The sequence below is a fragment of the Paraburkholderia sp. MM5477-R1 genome (assembly GCF_050436385.1).
GTDB lineage: Bacteria > Pseudomonadota > Gammaproteobacteria > Burkholderiales > Burkholderiaceae > Paraburkholderia > Paraburkholderia tuberum.
Map to the genome: position 1 here is coordinate 60937 of NZ_JBNDMC010000006.1, position 14044 is coordinate 74980.

The following is a 14044-nucleotide window of genomic DNA, read 5'->3' on the forward strand; positions in this document are numbered from 1 at the left end:
ACGCCGCTCAGCATTTATCTTGCTGCAAGGAGCGCGCGATGAACGACATGCTCGTTTCCCTTGCGGCGATTTTTAGTCAGCTGTCGCTGCTCGCGTTCGGCGGCGGCAATACGATCCCTCCGGAGATGCAGCGGCAGGTGGTCGACGTGCATCATTGGATGCCGGCCAGCGAGTTCAGCGCGCTGTTCGCGCTCGCTCAAGCCGCGCCCGGCCCGAACCAGATGATCGTCACGCTGATCGGCTGGCATGTGGCCCGCTGGGCCGGCATGCTCGTCACGTCGATTGCGAAGTTCGGGCCGACGTCGCTCGCGAGCCATCTTCAAAGCGGCACATCCAGCGTAAGCGGGCTGTTTATCAGTGCCTCGGCCTGAGTTACTGAAACGCGACTTCCGCGAAACTGCGCAGCTTGCGGCTATGCAAGCGATGCAGCCCATTCATCCGCAGCAGTTCCATCGCCTTCACGCCGATCTGCAGATGCTGATCGACCTGCGCGCGATAGAACTGATCGGCCATGCCCGGCAGCTTCAGCTCGCCGTGCAGCGGCTTGTCCGACACGCACAGCAACGTGCCGTAAGGCACGCGGAAGCGGAAGCCGTTCGCGGCGATCGTCGCGCTTTCCATATCGAGCGCGATTGCACGACTTTGCGACAGCCGCTGCACCGGCTCGCGATGATCGCGCAGCTCCCAGTTGCGATTGTCGACGCTCGCCACCGTGCCCGTGCGCATCACGCGCTTCAGCTCGACGCCGTCAAGCTGCGTGACCTGCGCGACCGCGCGCTCGAGCGCGACCTGCACTTCGGCGAGCGCCGGAATCGGCACCCACAGCGGCAGATCGGCATCGAGCACATGATCTTCGCGCACATAGCCGTGCGCGAGCACGTAGTCGCCGAGACGCTGCGTGTTGCGCAGTCCCGCGCAGTGGCCGAGCATGATCCACGCATGCGGACGCAGCACCGCGATGTGATCGGTGATGGTCTTCGCATTCGACGGCCCGACCCCAATGTTGATCATCGTGATGCCGCTGCCGTCCGCGCGTTTCAGGTGATAGGCCGGCATCTGCGGCAGACGTGGCGGCAGCGTGCCCTCCTGCGCCTGCTCGCCGAGATTCTCGTTGTAGGTGATGACGTCGCCGGGCTCGACGAACGACGTGTATTCGCTGCGATAGGCGCGCAATTCCTCGTCGTCGGTACGGGCCATCATGCCCCGGCCGAGCTTGACGAATTCGTCGATATAGAACTGGTAGTTGGTGTACAGCACGTAGTTCTGCACATGCGTCGGCGAGGTCGCCGTGTAGTGCTTCAGCCGATGCAGTGAAAAATCGACGCGCGCCGCCGTGAACAACGCGAGCGGATGCGGCTCGCCCGGCAGCGGCTCGTACGTGCCGTTGACGATGCGGTCGTCGAGCAGCGCGAGGTCCGGTATATCGAAGATGTCGCGCATCAGGAACAGGCGCTCGCGGTCCAGATCGCCTTCGAGGTGGATGCCCTCGGCAAACGCGAAATGAATCGGAATCGGCTGGTCCGACACACCGACCTCGATCTGCACGTGATGATTCTTCGCCAGCAGCCGCAGTTGCTCGCGATAGTAGTTGCCGAACAGGTCTGGCCGCGTGACGGTCGTCTCGAACACGCCCGGCCCCGCGACGAAACCGTACGAGCGGCGTGAATCGACGTGCGTGTTGACCTCGGTACGCACGCGCACGAACGGATAACAGGCGCGCACGCGATGGTCGAACTGCTCGTTGCGGCGATAGCGCGCGAACGCATCGCGCAGGAACGACGTGTTCGCCTCGTAGATCGCGGCGAGGCGGGTGACGGCCTCGGCCGCGTCGTCGAAGCCTTCGGTTGGGAAGCTGTTGGCGGGAGTCTGCACCGTGCGCTGATTGATATCGTTGTTGATCATCATCGTTCACCCTTTTTGATGAGACGACATTACCACGGAACCCGCTGTTGCCAAATGTCGGCGGCGACGCTTGCAACAGCGCCCGCGAGAACGCGCGCAGGTTGCGCGAAAGCGGCGCAAAATAAGGCTTGGCGCCCGTGCGTCAGGCCGGATTTGCTAGAATCCGGGCACCCAATCGGAGAATCACCATGAAGCTGCTCCTTCCCATCGCTGTTGCGCTGGCTCTGGCCTTCGGCAACGCCGCGATGGCTGCCCAGCCCGTCGACGAACCGCCGGCCGCCGGCGTGCCCCAGTCCGGCAATGAACGGGCCGGTCTGCCGGACCTGGACAAGATCAATCGTCCGGCCGCAGAGGTCAGCTCGAAGGTCGACATCAACGTTCCGCGCACGCCGAGCTTTCACGAAGTCAGCCCGAACGGCACCGAAATCACCGAATTCCGCGACAAGGGCAAGCCGGTCGAAATCGACGTGCATTCGAATTTCGGCACCCGCTACCAGATGAGCGCGTCGCCCGACACGTCGCCCACCGTCCACGACAGCGGCAAGCCCAGTACGCGCTTGCCATCGGTGAATCTCCACTATTGATCGTTACGAAAGCGGCACGCCGGCAACGGCGGCCGCGGCGCGACCGCGCCGCCGCTCAACCCGATCGCGGCCGCTGCGCGATGAACCCGCGCTGAATGCGGTGACGCTTGCACTTCGCCGTTCCGCATTCGTCGCCCGCTCCGCCCACATTCGTTTGTCTCACCTCGCACTGGCCGCACCGCGCCAGCCCGAACAACCTGATCCGACGTTTCCGCATGGCCGTCTTCACCGCTGTCAACGAATCCCAACTCGCAGAATGGATGAGTCACTACGATCTCGGCGATGTCGTCGAGTTTCGCGGCATTTCGTCCGGCATTGAAAACAGCAACTTCTTTCTGACGACGACGCGCGGCGAATACGTGCTGACGATTTTCGAAAAGCTGACAGCTGAACAACTGCCGTTCTATCTGAACCTGATGCGGCATCTTGCCGCGCATCGCGTGCCGGTACCGGATCCGATGCCGCGTCTCGACGGCGCGCTGTTCGGCATGCTGCTCGGCAAACCCGCGACCATCGTGACGAAGCTCGAAGGCGCGCCCGAACTCTCGCCGGGCGTCGAGCATTGCGTCGAGGTCGGCCAGATGCTCGCGCGCCTGCACCTCGCGGGCCGCGACTATCCGCGCTATCAGCCGAACCTGCGCAGCCTGCCTTGGTGGCGCGAAACCGTGCCGACGATCCTGCCGTATCTGGAAGGCGAGCAGCGCGATCTGCTGGCGTCCGAGCTTGCGCATCAGGAAGCGTTCTTCGCCTCCGCCGATTACGCGGCAATGCCCGCGGGCCCGTGCCACGCCGACCTGTTCCGCGACAACGCGATGTTCGCTCACGCGGCGCCCGACACCGGCCACGAAGTGCGGCTCGGTGGTTTCTTCGATTTCTATTTCGCCGGCTGCGACAAGTGGCTGTTCGACGTCGCGGTGACGGTCAACGACTGGTGCGTCGACCTCGCGACCGGCAAGCTCGACGCCGAGCGCACCGAGGCGCTGTTGCGCGCGTATCAGACGGTGCGGCCGTTCACCGTCGAGGAAAACCATCACTGGGGCGACATGCTGCGTGCGGGCGCATACCGTTTCTGGGTCTCGCGCCTGTATGATTTTCATTTGCCGCGCGCGGCCGAACTGCTGAAGCCGCACGACCCCGGTCATTTCGAACGCATTCTGCGCGAGCGCCTGCACGGCGTCGCGAATCCAGGCATCCATACCTCATGCAACTGATCGAAGTCCCCGCGAAAACCGGCTATGTGTGGTTCCGCCAGGGTATCTGGCTGTTCCGCAAGAATCCGCTCGCCTTTCTGACGCTGTTCTTCACCTATTTGCTGGTGATGACGCTCGTGTCGCAGATTCCGGTGGTCGGCGGCGTGTTGCCGCTATTGTTCATTCCCGGTGTCGCGGTCGGCTTCATGGCCGCATGCCGCAACACGATCGCGGGCAAACCGGTGTTTCCGACCATCCTTGTCGACGGCTTTCATTCGTACGGCCCGGTGGTCGCGCGGCGGCTGCTCGTGCTCGGCGTGCTGTATGTCATCGCCATGGCGCTCGTGCTGGCCGGCTCGGCGCTCGCCGACGGCGGCATGCTGCTGAAGGTGATGCTCGGCAACGCGTCGATGGACGAGAACACGATCGCCAACAGCAATATCCCGCTCGCGGTGATCACCGCGCTCGCGTTCTACATACCAGTCGCGATGCTGTTCTGGTTCTCGCCCATCCTCGCCGCCTGGCACGACGTGCCGCCCGTCAAGGCCATGTTCTTCAGCGTCGTCAGTTGCTGGCGCAATCGCGGCGCTTTCGTCGTATTCGCGGCGCTGTGGTTCGCAGTCGCAACAGTCGTGTCGATCGGGCTGTCGGTGCTGATGCAGGCGCTCGGCGCGGCCGACTTCGCGTTCGCGATCCTGATGCCCGCGACGATGATCGTCACGACCATGCTGTACTGCTCGTTCTACGCGACCTATCGCGGCTGCTTCGGCGTGCAGACGCCGCAAACGCCGGATCTGCCGACCACGCCGGCGGCCTGATCCGTCGTTCCCGCGCGGGAGCCGTTCTGGCGCCCGCGCGCGCCGCGTGTTCCGCGCACACCTTCCCGACGTCTCTGTCGACACACCTGATCCCGACGCTCGGCATCCTGAATCGACTTGCGGCACAATGGTTTGCGTGCAATCCATTTGCACGCTCTTTTTGCCGAGATGAATCATGACCCAGCGCCCCGCTCTCCCCTTCACGCTCGACGAGCAACTGTGCTTTGCGCTCTACTCGACCTCGCTCGCGATGACGAAAGCGTACAAGCCGCTGCTCGAAAAGCTCGGACTCACGTATCCACAGTATCTGGCGATGCTCGTGCTGTGGGAAACCGACGACGTCACCGTCAAGGACATGGCCGCGCGCCTGAATCTCGATCCGGCGACGGTCACGCCGCTGCTCAAGCGCCTCGAAGCGCAGGGACTCATCGAGCGCGCGCGCGGCACCGACGATGAGCGCCTCGTCTACATTCGCCTGATGGGCGCGGGCAAGGCGCTCAAGCGTCAGGCGCGCGACGTGCCCGGCGAAATCTTCTGCGCGACGCAGCAGACGGCGGACTTCCTGCTGCGTCTGCGCGACGACCTCACACGCCTGCGCACGACGCTCAACGACTTCATGGACCAGTAGGGCGATAACTGAAAAGGACTAGTTCCGGTTCCATCGAAAAATTCATTTGCACACAAATGATTTGTGTACTATCTTGGTCACCTGCCGCTTCGCTAGCGCTTCGCCAGACCGGCGAACCGGCAGCCAGCGGCAAACAAGCCAACCCTGACACCCCAGACTAGGAACCGCACCATGAACATCCTCTACAAGGCAAGCGCAACGAGCACCGGCGGCCGCGACGGCCGCGCCGTATCGTCGGACGATGCATTGGACGTGAAGCTGGCGGCACCGCGTGAACTCGGCGGAAATGGCGCAGCAGGCACGAATCCCGAACAGCTGTTTGCAGCCGGCTACTCGGCCTGTTTCCTGAGCGCCATGAAGTTTGTCGCCGGCCAGCGCAAACAGGCCCTGCCGGCCGACGCGCAGGTTTCCGCCGACGTCGGCATCGGTCCGAACGACAAGGGCGGCTTCGCGCTCGACATCGACCTGCGTATCACTCTGCCGGGTCTGGCTGCGGACGCTGCCAGGGAACTGGTGGATGCAGCGCACCAGGTCTGCCCGTACTCGAACGCTACGCGTAACAACGTCGCGGTTCGTCTGCACGTCGCTTGAGGTCAGGTCGGCCGTTGCGCCGATCAGCAATGCTCAAGAAGAACCGCTCACGGCGCATTACCCTGCGCCGTCGCGAGCAGCGCCCGCACCCTGCACAATAGGGCCGGGCGCTGATTGTTTTCGCGCGCACGGCACGCATCCTGCGTAGCCGGTCCTCGACCACCTTCAGCCCGACTGCCTCTCCCGATGACACGCGCCCGCCGCCTGCAGCGTTCGCCGCCTGGTGCGACGGCCGCACCGGCTATCCGCTCGTCGATGCCGCGATGCTGCAGTTGAACCAGACCGGCTATATGCACAACCGTCTGCGGATGGCCACGGCAAGCTTCCTCGCGAAGGATCTCGGCATCGACTGCCGGCTCGGCGAGCGATACTTCGCCGATTTGCTGAACGACTTCGATTTCTCGGCGAACAACGGCGGCTGGCAGTGGGCCGCCTCGACCGGCTACGGCGCGCAACCTTACTCCCGTATTTTCAATCCGCTCACGCGATCCGAAAAATTCGATCCCGACGGGCGCTTTATCAAACGATATCTACCGCAGCTCGCGAACTTGCCGGCAAAATGGATTCACGCGCGGTGGCTGGCCGGCGCGGAGCGGCTCGCGGAATTCGGTGCATGGTACGGGGCGGGAATTATGCCGAACGGATCGTCGACCAGGCACAGGCCCGCGAGCGCACACTGGCCTGATACGGAAAGTGAGTGCCTGCTCACATTACTGAATAAGAAGGTCTGAAGGGGGCGAAGATGCGCCGTCTACCGTCGCTGCTCGTGTTTTTGATCCTGACGCTGGCGGCCGGCTGGGCCGCGAGTCTGTCTCTGCCGGACGCGTGGTACACGGGCCTGCAAAAGCCTGTGTTCAATCCGCCGAACTGGGTTTTCCCACCGGTCTGGACCGTACTTTACGTGCTGATGGCGTTTTCCGCGTGGCGCGTGTGGAAGCGCGACGGCCTGACCGCGGCGATCGTACTGTGGGTCGTGCAGCTGGTGTTCAACGCCGCGTGGATGTGGCTGTTTTTCGGCCTGCATCGGCCGGAGACGGCGCTGATCGACATCCTGATTCTGCTGCTACTGATCGTGATGCTGACGTATGTGTTCTGGCGGCGCGATCGCCTCGCGGGCATTCTGCTCGTGCCGTATGTCGTGTGGGTCGCGTACGCCGCGCTTTTGAACTACGCGTTGTGGCAGTTGAATCCGGCTGCTTGAGTGGGGTCTGCCAAGCGGGCACGAAGGCCGCGCGATGAGTAAAGGGGAATGCGCGTTACGAGTACTAGCCTTGATGGCCAACCCCAAACATCAGCGCCTCACCACGCGCCGATGTTCCGATTGCTGACGGCCTGATGCCGATTACAGGCAGTCGGCTTAGCCGTAGTGCTGGCTCATCCACGACGGACGCGCGTTCGTCTCTTGATCGAGCTTGCGCATGCGGAATTCGAGATCGTAGAGATCGGTCGCTTCAGCGAGATAGGCGTCAGCGCGCTCCTTCGCGAGCTGGTCCGGCGATTTGGTCAGAAACAGGAACAGGCGGCTGATCAGATACATGGTTCACCTCGGCAATGATAGCTAGGCGGTTACGCCTAAGGGATAACCCGTATTATAGGGAAAACCCTGATTACATGCCACTGCTCATTTTCGAGGTGTTGCTCGGACGTCACCGCCCGACCGACGATGCCGCCAACCCTTCCGCGATGCGGCCCGCGTCCGTGCGACGCTGATGCCGGAAAAACTCCCACAGCATGGCGCTCGCGTCCGGGCCCTTGGATGAATGGAAGGGCAGCGCATCGTCGCCGCCGGCCCATGCGTGACCCAGCCCCTGCACACGACAAAGCCGTACCACGCGCCGCCCGCCGCGCAGATAATCGCGCATCACGACGCCATTTTTGCGGTCCTCGCGCGTCTCGCCGGCTTTGCGCGCGCCGTTTGCGTCAATGAGGCGGTTCAGACGCAGGAACTGTGTCGCCAACTGGTCCGCGTTGACCGGCGCCACCACATGGTCGGCATCGCCGTGGACGATCAATGCCGGCATGCCCGGGTATTGCGCGACATTCGTGGTTTCGTCGACGAGTTCCGCCGGCTCGCGACGCGAGCCGCGCCGCATCACGTCCATCGCGGTAATGCCGGAGCGCGCCTCGCCGAAAGCGGGGCCGGAATGCAGCGCGACCGCGGCGAAATGCTCGGGGTACTTGACGGCCAATAGCGCGGTCAGCCCCGCGCCCGCCGAAATCCCCGCCACGTAGACACGCGCGCGGTCAAAGCCGTGCTGCTCGACCAGCGAATCCACCAGCGACACGACCGCGCGCGCTTCCGCGCCGCCCGCGTTATCGCCGGCATCGTACCAATGCCAGCAGCGGTGCGAGTGCGCGTGCTTCGATTGCTCCGGATACACGACCGCGAAGCCGTGGCGGTCGGCGAGCAGGTTCATGCGCGTACCCTCGGCGAATTCGTCGATCGACTGCGTGCAGCCATGCAGCATCACGACCAGCGGCATCGCCTCATGCGCGTGCCCGGACGGGATATAGAGCCCGTACTGCAGGTGATTGACCAGCCGGCCCGGCGCGGCCGGCGCGGAATGGAACGAGCGCGTCCACGCGCCGCTCGCCCACGCTGCCGCGCGTGGACGCACGCGCGACTCGCGCGGCGCTTCGCGTTTCATCGGCGTGCGTAGCGCGGCAGCCGGCTTCAGTGGATGAGCCTTGCTCGACGGTTTGGTGGTGGCGGCGCGAACCGGTCGCGCCTGCGCTCGCTTGGCGGTTTTTTGCGCGTGTTCGGTTTGGATCGCGAGCAGGCGCTTGAAACCACGCAGCCAGATTTTCGATAGGCTTTTTGCCATCGGCGATAACCTCGCAAAAGAGACAAATGCGGACCCCAAAACTGCGGATCAGATGAAGTTGTGCAATGCACAATAACATCATTTTTCCTGCGATGCTGAACACAGCGCCGCTCTTCGTGCCCCATTTCGATCGTCGCGAACCTTGCCGGGGCCCTGTCGTCAAACCACGTCGATAGCCGTTCGGCAGCCCACATTCGGCGTGCAAAAGCGCTGTGCGCCGCAAGACCGTCGCGCGACACCCGACTATACTGGTGGTTGATCTCCCGACCTGTCGATCCGGGCCGCATCGGCGTTTCGTGCCGGCCGCGCGCCGATTTCCACCAACCCGATTTCATGCGACCCGCGTCGCGCTCCCGCCATGCCCGATTTACCGATCCACCTGTGGTATTCGATCACCAGCCTCGGCGGCGCCGGCTTGACGCTGCCGCTCGCGCTCGCCATCGCGCTGTGGTTGGCGGTCGGCTACTCGTGGCGGCTCGCGGCCTGCTGGCTCGCGCTGCTCGGTACGGCGATCGGCGTCGTGACCGTGACCAAGCTCGCCTTCCTCGGCTGGGGCGTCGGCGTGCGCGAGCTCGATTTCACCGGCGTCAGCGGTCACTCCATGCTGTCCACGGCCGTCTATCCGGTCGCGCTGTTTTTGATGCTATTGCCCGCGCGCCGCGCCGTCCGGCTGCTCGGCGTGCTCGGGGGGCTTGCCGCCGGCCTGGCGGTGGGCTTGTCGCGCGTGGTGCTGAGCGCGCATTCGCCGTCCGAAGCCGTGACTGGCTGCCTCGTCGGCGCGCTCGCCGCGCTCGTGTTCGTGCGCATCGCGTGGAATGCGGAGCCGGGCCGGCTGTCGGCGCTCCCGGTCACCGTCAGCCTGATGGTGCTGGCAATCCTGATGCACGGCGTGCACGTGCCCACGCAGCGCTGGGTCACGCATATCGCATTGAAGGTGTCCGGCCACGACCGGCCGTTCATTCGCGCGAAATGGCTGGCCCCACGCGACATTCGACCGTCGGCCGCGCCGCTGTCGCAAACGCGCAATACGCTCGAGCCGATGCGCGCGTCGGACATCTGAGCACGCTGCGCCGGCCCTCCCGCCGCGTTTTCAAGCTTCCTTTTACAGTTTCGTAGCACTTCCCTCGCTTCACGCCATACGTGAAGCGCTGCGCCGAATCGACCGTTTCGCCCACCGCTATAACCGCGCATATATTACGATAGCGTTTTTAAGCCACTGCTTGCCGTTCACGTCAGACTCCGGGTCCTTCATGACACTCTCTTGCCATCTGAAGCAGTACGCGCTGTGCGTCACAGCCGCCGTCGCCGTCGTGGTCAGCGTGAATGCCCACGCCGATGAACTGGTGGTCTCGGCCGCCGCCAGCCTGACCAATGCGTTCAAGGCGGTCGGCGACGCGTTCGAGCAACAGCATCCGGGCACCAAGGTTCTGTTGAACTTCGGCGCGTCCGACGTGCTGATGCAACAGATCGTCAAAGGCGCGCCCGCCGACGTATTCGCGTCCGCGGATCAGAAGGCAATGGACAAGGCCGCCGCCGAAAAGGTGATCGTGCCGTCGACGCGGCGCGACTTCGCCGCCAACTCGCTGGTGCTGATCGTGCCAGCCGACAGTCATTTCGCGCCCGCCAACCTCAACGCGCTGACGACCGCGAACGTCAAGCGCGTCGCGTTCGGCGATCCGGCCTCGGTGCCGGTTGGCCGCTACACGCAAGGCGCGCTTCAGGCCGCCGGCGTGTGGGACGCGGTCAGCGCGAAGGCGGTGCTCGCGTCGAACGTGCGTCAGAGCCTTGATTACGTCGCGCGCGGCGAAGTCGACGCCGGCTTCGTGTTCGGCACCGATGCCGCGATCATGCCCGACAAGGTCAAGGTCGCGCTGCACCTGCCGACGCAAACGCCGATCAGCTATCCGATCGCGCAGGTCGAAGGCAGCCATCACGCGGCCGACGCGCAAGCCTTCATCGACTTCGTGCTGTCGCCGGCCGGCCAGGCGGTGCTCGCGAAGTACGGCTTCAGGCCGGCGCATTGATTCACGGGGAGAGCACACGCTCATGCAACAGGCCTGGGTTCCGCTGCTGCTATCGCTGAAGGTCGCAGGCTGGGCCACCGCGCTCACTCTCGTGCTCGGCGTCGCGGCCGCGTTCGGCCTGTCGCGCTGGCGCTCCGGCGCGCGCGACGTGATCGATTCGCTGCTGATGCTGCCGCTCGTGCTGCCGCCCACCGTGCTCGGCTATTACCTGCTCGTGCTGCTCGGCCGACGCGGCGTGATCGGCGCGTGGCTCGACCGCTTCGACATCCAGCTCGTCTTCACGTGGCAGGGCGCGGTGATCGCGTCGACGGTGGTCGCGTTTCCGCTCGTGCTGAAGTCCGCGCGCGCCGCCTTTGAAGGCGTCGATCCGCAGTTGGAGCGCGCGGCGCGCACGCTCGGCGTCAGCGAAGCCGCGGTGTTTTTCCGCGTGACGCTGCCGCTCGCCGCGCGCGGCATCCTCGCGGGCGGCCTGCTCGCGTTCGCGCGCGCGCTCGGCGAATTCGGCGCGACGCTGATGATCGCGGGCAATCTGCCAGGCCGCACGCAGACACTGTCGGTCGCGGTCTATTCGGCGGTGCAGGCCGGCGACGACAGCACCGCCAACTTCCTCGTGCTCGTGACATCGGTCGCGTGCGTGACGATCCTGCTGCTCGCGGGGCGTCTCGTGCCGCAGCACACGCTTCTGAGAGCCCGCTGACATGCCGCTCAACGTCGCCATCCGCAAGACCTTCGAGACCGCCGAGCGGCGCTTCACGCTCGACGTCGCGTTCAGCGCGAGCACGCAGCGGCTCGTGCTGTTCGGGCCGTCGGGCGCGGGCAAGAGCCTGACCTTGCAGGCGATCGCCGGCTTGCTGCGTCCCGATGAAGGGACCATCACGCTGCACGGCACCACCTTGTTCGATAGCGCGGTCGGCATCGATCAGAAGCCGCAGGCGCGCAAGATCGCGTATCTGTTTCAGGACTACGCGCTGTTTCCGCATCTGAATGTGCGGCAGAACATCGGCTTCGGGCTGCAGCGGGGCTGGCTCAATCCGCGTGCGCGCGGCGCGCATGCGCAGGTCGATTACTGGCTCGATGCGCTCGAATTGAGGGGCTTGGCGGGCAATCACCCGGCGCAGCTGTCGGGCGGGCAGAAGCAGCGTGTGGCGCTCGCGCGCGCGCTGGTTTCGCAGCCGCGCCTGCTGTTGCTCGACGAGCCGTTTTCCGCACTGGATAGTGAGTTGCGCCAGCGCATGCGACGCGAGCTATCGGACCTGCAAACGCGGCTCGATATTCCGATGGTGCTGATCACGCACGATCCGGACGACGTCGCCGCATTCGGCGATCAGGTCGTGCAGGTCAGCGACGGCCGCGTGCGCGAGGATCATCCGTTCGCAGGATATGCGCGCAGCGAGGCGTCGCCTCGTTGAGCGGGTGGCATTGCGCTTCCGTTACGCCCCGGCAACCTCAATCCTTCACGCCAAGTATCACGCTCGACGCCTTGAACACCGCGACCGCGCTCGCGCCTTCCTGCAAACCGAGCATGTCGACGCTGCCATTGGTGACGACCGCCGTGACCACCGCGCCGCCTTCGAGCCCGAGCGACACTTCCGCGTTCACCGCGCCGCGCTTCACGCTGTGCACGGTGCCAGACAACTGATTGCGGGCCGACAGGTTCAACGGCGCATCGCGATCGCCATCACCCGGTACGAGCAAAACGACCCACGACGCCTTGATCAGCGCAAACGCCGCCACGCCGACCGCGAGCCCGAGGGCTTCGGTGCTCTCGTGCGTGAGCACGGCGACGATCGTGTGGCCGCCGGGCAGCGCGAGCGACACTTCGTCGTTGACGGTGCCGCGCTCGATCGCCGACACCGTGCCGTAGAACTGGTTGCGCGCGCTCGTCTTCACGCCGATGCGGCCGATCAGGTCCCAGTCCGTCGCGAAGCCCTCGCCAATCGCCGCGCCCGCGCGTTCGAGAAAGCGCCGATGCTCGCGCTCGACCGCGCGAAACGTCTCGATCAGCTTCATCGCGCGCGGCGTCAGCGTCGTGCCGCCGCCGCCCTTGCCGCCGGTCAGACGCACGACGAGCGGCTCGCCGGCGAGGTTGTTCATCGTGTCGATGGCATCCCACGCGCCTTTGTAGCTGATGCCGACCGCCTTCGCCGCGCTCGTGATCGAGCCGGTCTCGCCAATCGCCGCAAGCAGCGCGATGCGTGCCGCGCCGCCGAGCGTCTGCGTGCCCGCCTGAAACCAGACGGAGCCGCCGAGTTCGAGGGCATCGCGGGGAGGATCAGGGCGGTCGATGGTCATGGCAGAGAGTGATTAAGGGTACGTGTAGGGCGGCGAATCATTATAGCGACGCGCTCTTCTACCGCTGGCCCCTACGCTTGCCGTTCACCAAGGCACGACTCTGCCGAGGTAGTCGAGGTAATGCAAACCGGCACGGCCCTCGTAAGCGTCGATCGTGCTGACCAGGTTCGGGATGCTTTCGTCGATGCTCAGACGCGCGTCCGGCCCGCCCATGTCGGTTCGCACCCAGCCGGGCGCCATCAGCAGCAGGGTTCTGGTATCGCTTCGGTGACGTGCGGCAAAGCTGCGCATGAACATGTTGAGCGCGGCCTTGCTGCCGCGATAGACCTCGTAGTTACCATTCTCGTTGTTGGCGACGCTGCCCTGCCCCGACGACATCACGCCGATCGTGCCAGTCGGCCGAACGAGATCCTGCAAGGCCTCGACGACCCGCATCGGACTCAACGCGTTCGTCACCATTACGTGCACGAATTCGTCGGTCGATACATCCGCGATCGTTTCACTATCGTCGTTCTTGACGCCGGCGTTGACGAACAGCAGGTCGATCGGACGTCCTTCGAGGCGGCCCCGCAACGCGGCGACCTGTTCGGGCATCGTGATGTCGACCGTTTCGACTTCGAGTGCGTCATGTGACGCCGTCGCAAGCTGAAGGAGCCTGGTCGTGGAATTTTGCCTGCCGGTCGCGATGACTCGCCAGCCGCGCTTCAGATACTCCTCGACCATCGCGAAGCCGAGGCCGCGCGAGGCGCCGATCAGAAGCACGGTTTTTTGCTGGTTTGCGGGTTGCATGGAACGTTTCCTGTCGATGGACTCGGGTTGAAGCCGGTCCAGGAAATATAGTCCCGCGTGATACGGCGCGGAAGATGCAATGCTTGCACTTACCGACCGTGAATCGTCGACAATGAGCAAGCGCCCGAACCAGGAGACCGCGCGATGTCACCCTCTCGTGAATACTGGTTCCCAGCCAAACCCTATGGCTGGGGTTGGGGCCTTCCCGTGCGCTGGCAAGGATGGGTGACGCTGCTCGCGTATTTCGTGTCGCTCGGGGTGGTCGTTTTCCGGTTTCAACCCGCGGGTCATCCGCTCACGTTCGCCTTGCTGGTCGCCCTATTAACCGTGGCTCTCGTGGTCGTGTGCTGGATGAAGGGCGAGCCGCCGCGCTGGCGGTGGGGTAAGGACTAGCAAGTCCG

The 14044-nt window shown here is 64.6% G+C and carries 16 protein-coding genes and 2 pseudogenes; 13 read left to right on the forward strand and 5 right to left on the reverse strand.

Annotated features, from left to right (window positions below; all coding sequences use genetic code 11):
* Window positions 1-38: 38 nt before the first annotated feature.
* Window positions 39-320: pseudogene (locus tag OKW35_RS18595) on the forward strand (chromate transporter); the annotation flags it as partial.
* 52 nt (window positions 321-372) lie between these two features.
* Here the strand turns inward: OKW35_RS18595 and OKW35_RS18600 are convergent.
* Window positions 373-1899 (reverse strand): AMP nucleosidase, encoded by a 1527-nt coding sequence (locus tag OKW35_RS18600; RefSeq protein WP_409259241.1) that lies wholly within the window; start codon window positions 1897-1899, stop codon window positions 373-375.
* A gap of 191 nt (window positions 1900-2090) precedes the next feature.
* On the opposite strand from OKW35_RS18600, the gene OKW35_RS18605 reads away from it, so the two are divergent.
* The 7 genes and pseudogenes from OKW35_RS18605 (at window position 2091) to OKW35_RS18635 (ending at window position 6914) form a co-directional block, all read left to right on the forward strand.
* Window positions 2091-2486 (forward strand): hypothetical protein, encoded by a 396-nt coding sequence (locus OKW35_RS18605; RefSeq protein ID WP_090808396.1) that lies wholly within the window; start codon window positions 2091-2093, stop codon window positions 2484-2486.
* Between the two features lie 215 nt (window positions 2487-2701).
* Window positions 2702-3697: a homoserine kinase gene (locus OKW35_RS18610; protein ID WP_090808392.1), complete on the forward strand. Its 996-nt coding sequence runs from the start codon at window positions 2702-2704 to the stop codon at window positions 3695-3697.
* Entirely contained in the window at window positions 3688-4494 is an 807-nt protein-coding gene (locus tag OKW35_RS18615) for a BPSS1780 family membrane protein (RefSeq protein ID WP_090808390.1), read from the forward strand. The genes OKW35_RS18610 and OKW35_RS18615 overlap by 10 nt, the downstream gene beginning before the upstream one ends.
* 175 nt (window positions 4495-4669) lie before the next feature.
* A complete protein-coding gene (locus OKW35_RS18620; RefSeq protein WP_184057475.1) occupies window positions 4670-5122 on the forward strand; it encodes a MarR family winged helix-turn-helix transcriptional regulator in 453 nt (150 codons plus the stop codon).
* A gap of 171 nt (window positions 5123-5293) precedes the next feature.
* A complete protein-coding gene (locus tag OKW35_RS18625) occupies window positions 5294-5713 on the forward strand; it encodes an organic hydroperoxide resistance protein (RefSeq protein ID WP_184057477.1) in 420 nt (139 codons plus the stop codon).
* A 209-nt stretch (window positions 5714-5922) separates the two neighbouring features.
* Window positions 5923-6398, forward strand: a pseudogene (locus OKW35_RS18630) (FAD-binding domain-containing protein); the annotation flags it as partial.
* Between the two features lie 57 nt (window positions 6399-6455).
* A complete protein-coding gene (locus tag OKW35_RS18635; protein ID WP_090808383.1) occupies window positions 6456-6914 on the forward strand; it encodes a TspO/MBR family protein in 459 nt (152 codons plus the stop codon).
* A 156-nt stretch (window positions 6915-7070) separates the two neighbouring features.
* On the opposite strand, the gene OKW35_RS18640 is transcribed toward OKW35_RS18635, so the two are convergent.
* Both OKW35_RS18640 and OKW35_RS18645 read right to left on the reverse strand, forming a co-directional pair.
* Window positions 7071-7250, reverse strand: coding sequence for a DUF3563 family protein (locus tag OKW35_RS18640; RefSeq protein WP_090808381.1), 180 nt, complete (start codon window positions 7248-7250; stop codon window positions 7071-7073).
* Window positions 7251-7359: 109 nt separating this feature from the next.
* Entirely contained in the window at window positions 7360-8538 is a 1179-nt protein-coding gene (locus tag OKW35_RS18645) for an extracellular catalytic domain type 1 short-chain-length polyhydroxyalkanoate depolymerase (protein ID WP_429552831.1), read from the reverse strand.
* A gap of 358 nt (window positions 8539-8896) precedes the next feature.
* On the opposite strand from OKW35_RS18645, the gene OKW35_RS18650 reads away from it, so the two are divergent.
* The 4 genes from OKW35_RS18650 (at window position 8897) to OKW35_RS18665 (ending at window position 11971) form a co-directional block, all read left to right on the forward strand.
* On the forward strand, window positions 8897-9598 hold the full coding sequence (locus OKW35_RS18650; RefSeq protein WP_429552832.1) for a phosphatase PAP2 family protein: 702 nt from the start codon (window positions 8897-8899) through the stop codon (window positions 9596-9598).
* 190 nt (window positions 9599-9788) lie between these two features.
* Window positions 9789-10562, forward strand: a complete 774-nt coding sequence (gene modA / locus OKW35_RS18655; RefSeq protein ID WP_429403818.1) for a molybdate ABC transporter substrate-binding protein — start codon at window positions 9789-9791, stop codon at window positions 10560-10562.
* 22 nt (window positions 10563-10584) lie between these two features.
* A complete protein-coding gene (gene modB / locus OKW35_RS18660) occupies window positions 10585-11259 on the forward strand; it encodes a molybdate ABC transporter permease subunit (protein WP_184036157.1) in 675 nt (224 codons plus the stop codon).
* 1 nt (window position 11260) lies between these two features.
* Window positions 11261-11971, forward strand: a complete 711-nt coding sequence (locus OKW35_RS18665; protein ID WP_184057485.1) for a sulfate/molybdate ABC transporter ATP-binding protein — start codon at window positions 11261-11263, stop codon at window positions 11969-11971.
* A 37-nt stretch (window positions 11972-12008) separates the two neighbouring features.
* Here OKW35_RS18665 and OKW35_RS18670 read toward each other — a convergent pair whose 3' ends face one another.
* Together OKW35_RS18670 and OKW35_RS18675 are read right to left on the reverse strand one after the other, a co-directional pair.
* Window positions 12009-12854: a TOBE domain-containing protein gene (locus OKW35_RS18670; protein WP_429552833.1), complete on the reverse strand. Its 846-nt coding sequence runs from the start codon at window positions 12852-12854 to the stop codon at window positions 12009-12011.
* A gap of 84 nt (window positions 12855-12938) precedes the next feature.
* A complete protein-coding gene (locus tag OKW35_RS18675; protein ID WP_429552834.1) occupies window positions 12939-13643 on the reverse strand; it encodes an SDR family NAD(P)-dependent oxidoreductase in 705 nt (234 codons plus the stop codon).
* Between the two features lie 144 nt (window positions 13644-13787).
* Between OKW35_RS18675 and OKW35_RS18680 the strand changes: the two genes are divergently transcribed.
* Window positions 13788-14036 (forward strand): hypothetical protein, encoded by a 249-nt coding sequence (locus tag OKW35_RS18680; RefSeq protein WP_429552835.1) that lies wholly within the window; start codon window positions 13788-13790, stop codon window positions 14034-14036.
* The last annotated feature ends 8 nt before the right edge of the window (window positions 14037-14044 follow it).

Bases quoted from the DNA above. Each gene is read 5' to 3' on its own strand.
- modB (WP_184036157.1), top strand. From the start codon at position 10,585: ATGCAACAGGCCTGGGTTCCGCTGCTGCTATCGCTGAAGGTCGCAGGC.
- OKW35_RS18665 (WP_184057485.1), top strand. From the start codon at position 11,261: ATGCCGCTCAACGTCGCCATCCGCAAGACCTTCGAGACCGCCGAGCGG.
- OKW35_RS18620 (WP_184057475.1), top strand. From the start codon at position 4,670: ATGACCCAGCGCCCCGCTCTCCCCTTCACGCTCGACGAGCAACTGTGC.
- OKW35_RS18635 (WP_090808383.1), top strand. From the start codon at position 6,456: ATGCGCCGTCTACCGTCGCTGCTCGTGTTTTTGATCCTGACGCTGGCG.
- OKW35_RS18650 (WP_429552832.1), top strand. From the start codon at position 8,897: ATGCCCGATTTACCGATCCACCTGTGGTATTCGATCACCAGCCTCGGC.
- OKW35_RS18675 (WP_429552834.1), bottom strand. From the start codon at position 13,643: ATGCAACCCGCAAACCAGCAAAAAACCGTGCTTCTGATCGGCGCCTCG.
- OKW35_RS18605 (WP_090808396.1), top strand. From the start codon at position 2,091: ATGAAGCTGCTCCTTCCCATCGCTGTTGCGCTGGCTCTGGCCTTCGGC.
- modA (WP_429403818.1), top strand. From the start codon at position 9,789: ATGACACTCTCTTGCCATCTGAAGCAGTACGCGCTGTGCGTCACAGCC.
- OKW35_RS18680 (WP_429552835.1), top strand. From the start codon at position 13,788: ATGTCACCCTCTCGTGAATACTGGTTCCCAGCCAAACCCTATGGCTGG.
- OKW35_RS18645 (WP_429552831.1), bottom strand. From the start codon at position 8,538: ATGGCAAAAAGCCTATCGAAAATCTGGCTGCGTGGTTTCAAGCGCCTG.
- OKW35_RS18610 (WP_090808392.1), top strand. From the start codon at position 2,702: ATGGCCGTCTTCACCGCTGTCAACGAATCCCAACTCGCAGAATGGATG.
- OKW35_RS18615 (WP_090808390.1), top strand. From the start codon at position 3,688: ATGCAACTGATCGAAGTCCCCGCGAAAACCGGCTATGTGTGGTTCCGC.
- OKW35_RS18670 (WP_429552833.1), bottom strand. From the start codon at position 12,854: ATGACCATCGACCGCCCTGATCCTCCCCGCGATGCCCTCGAACTCGGC.
- OKW35_RS18640 (WP_090808381.1), bottom strand. From the start codon at position 7,250: ATGTATCTGATCAGCCGCCTGTTCCTGTTTCTGACCAAATCGCCGGAC.
- OKW35_RS18625 (WP_184057477.1), top strand. From the start codon at position 5,294: ATGAACATCCTCTACAAGGCAAGCGCAACGAGCACCGGCGGCCGCGAC.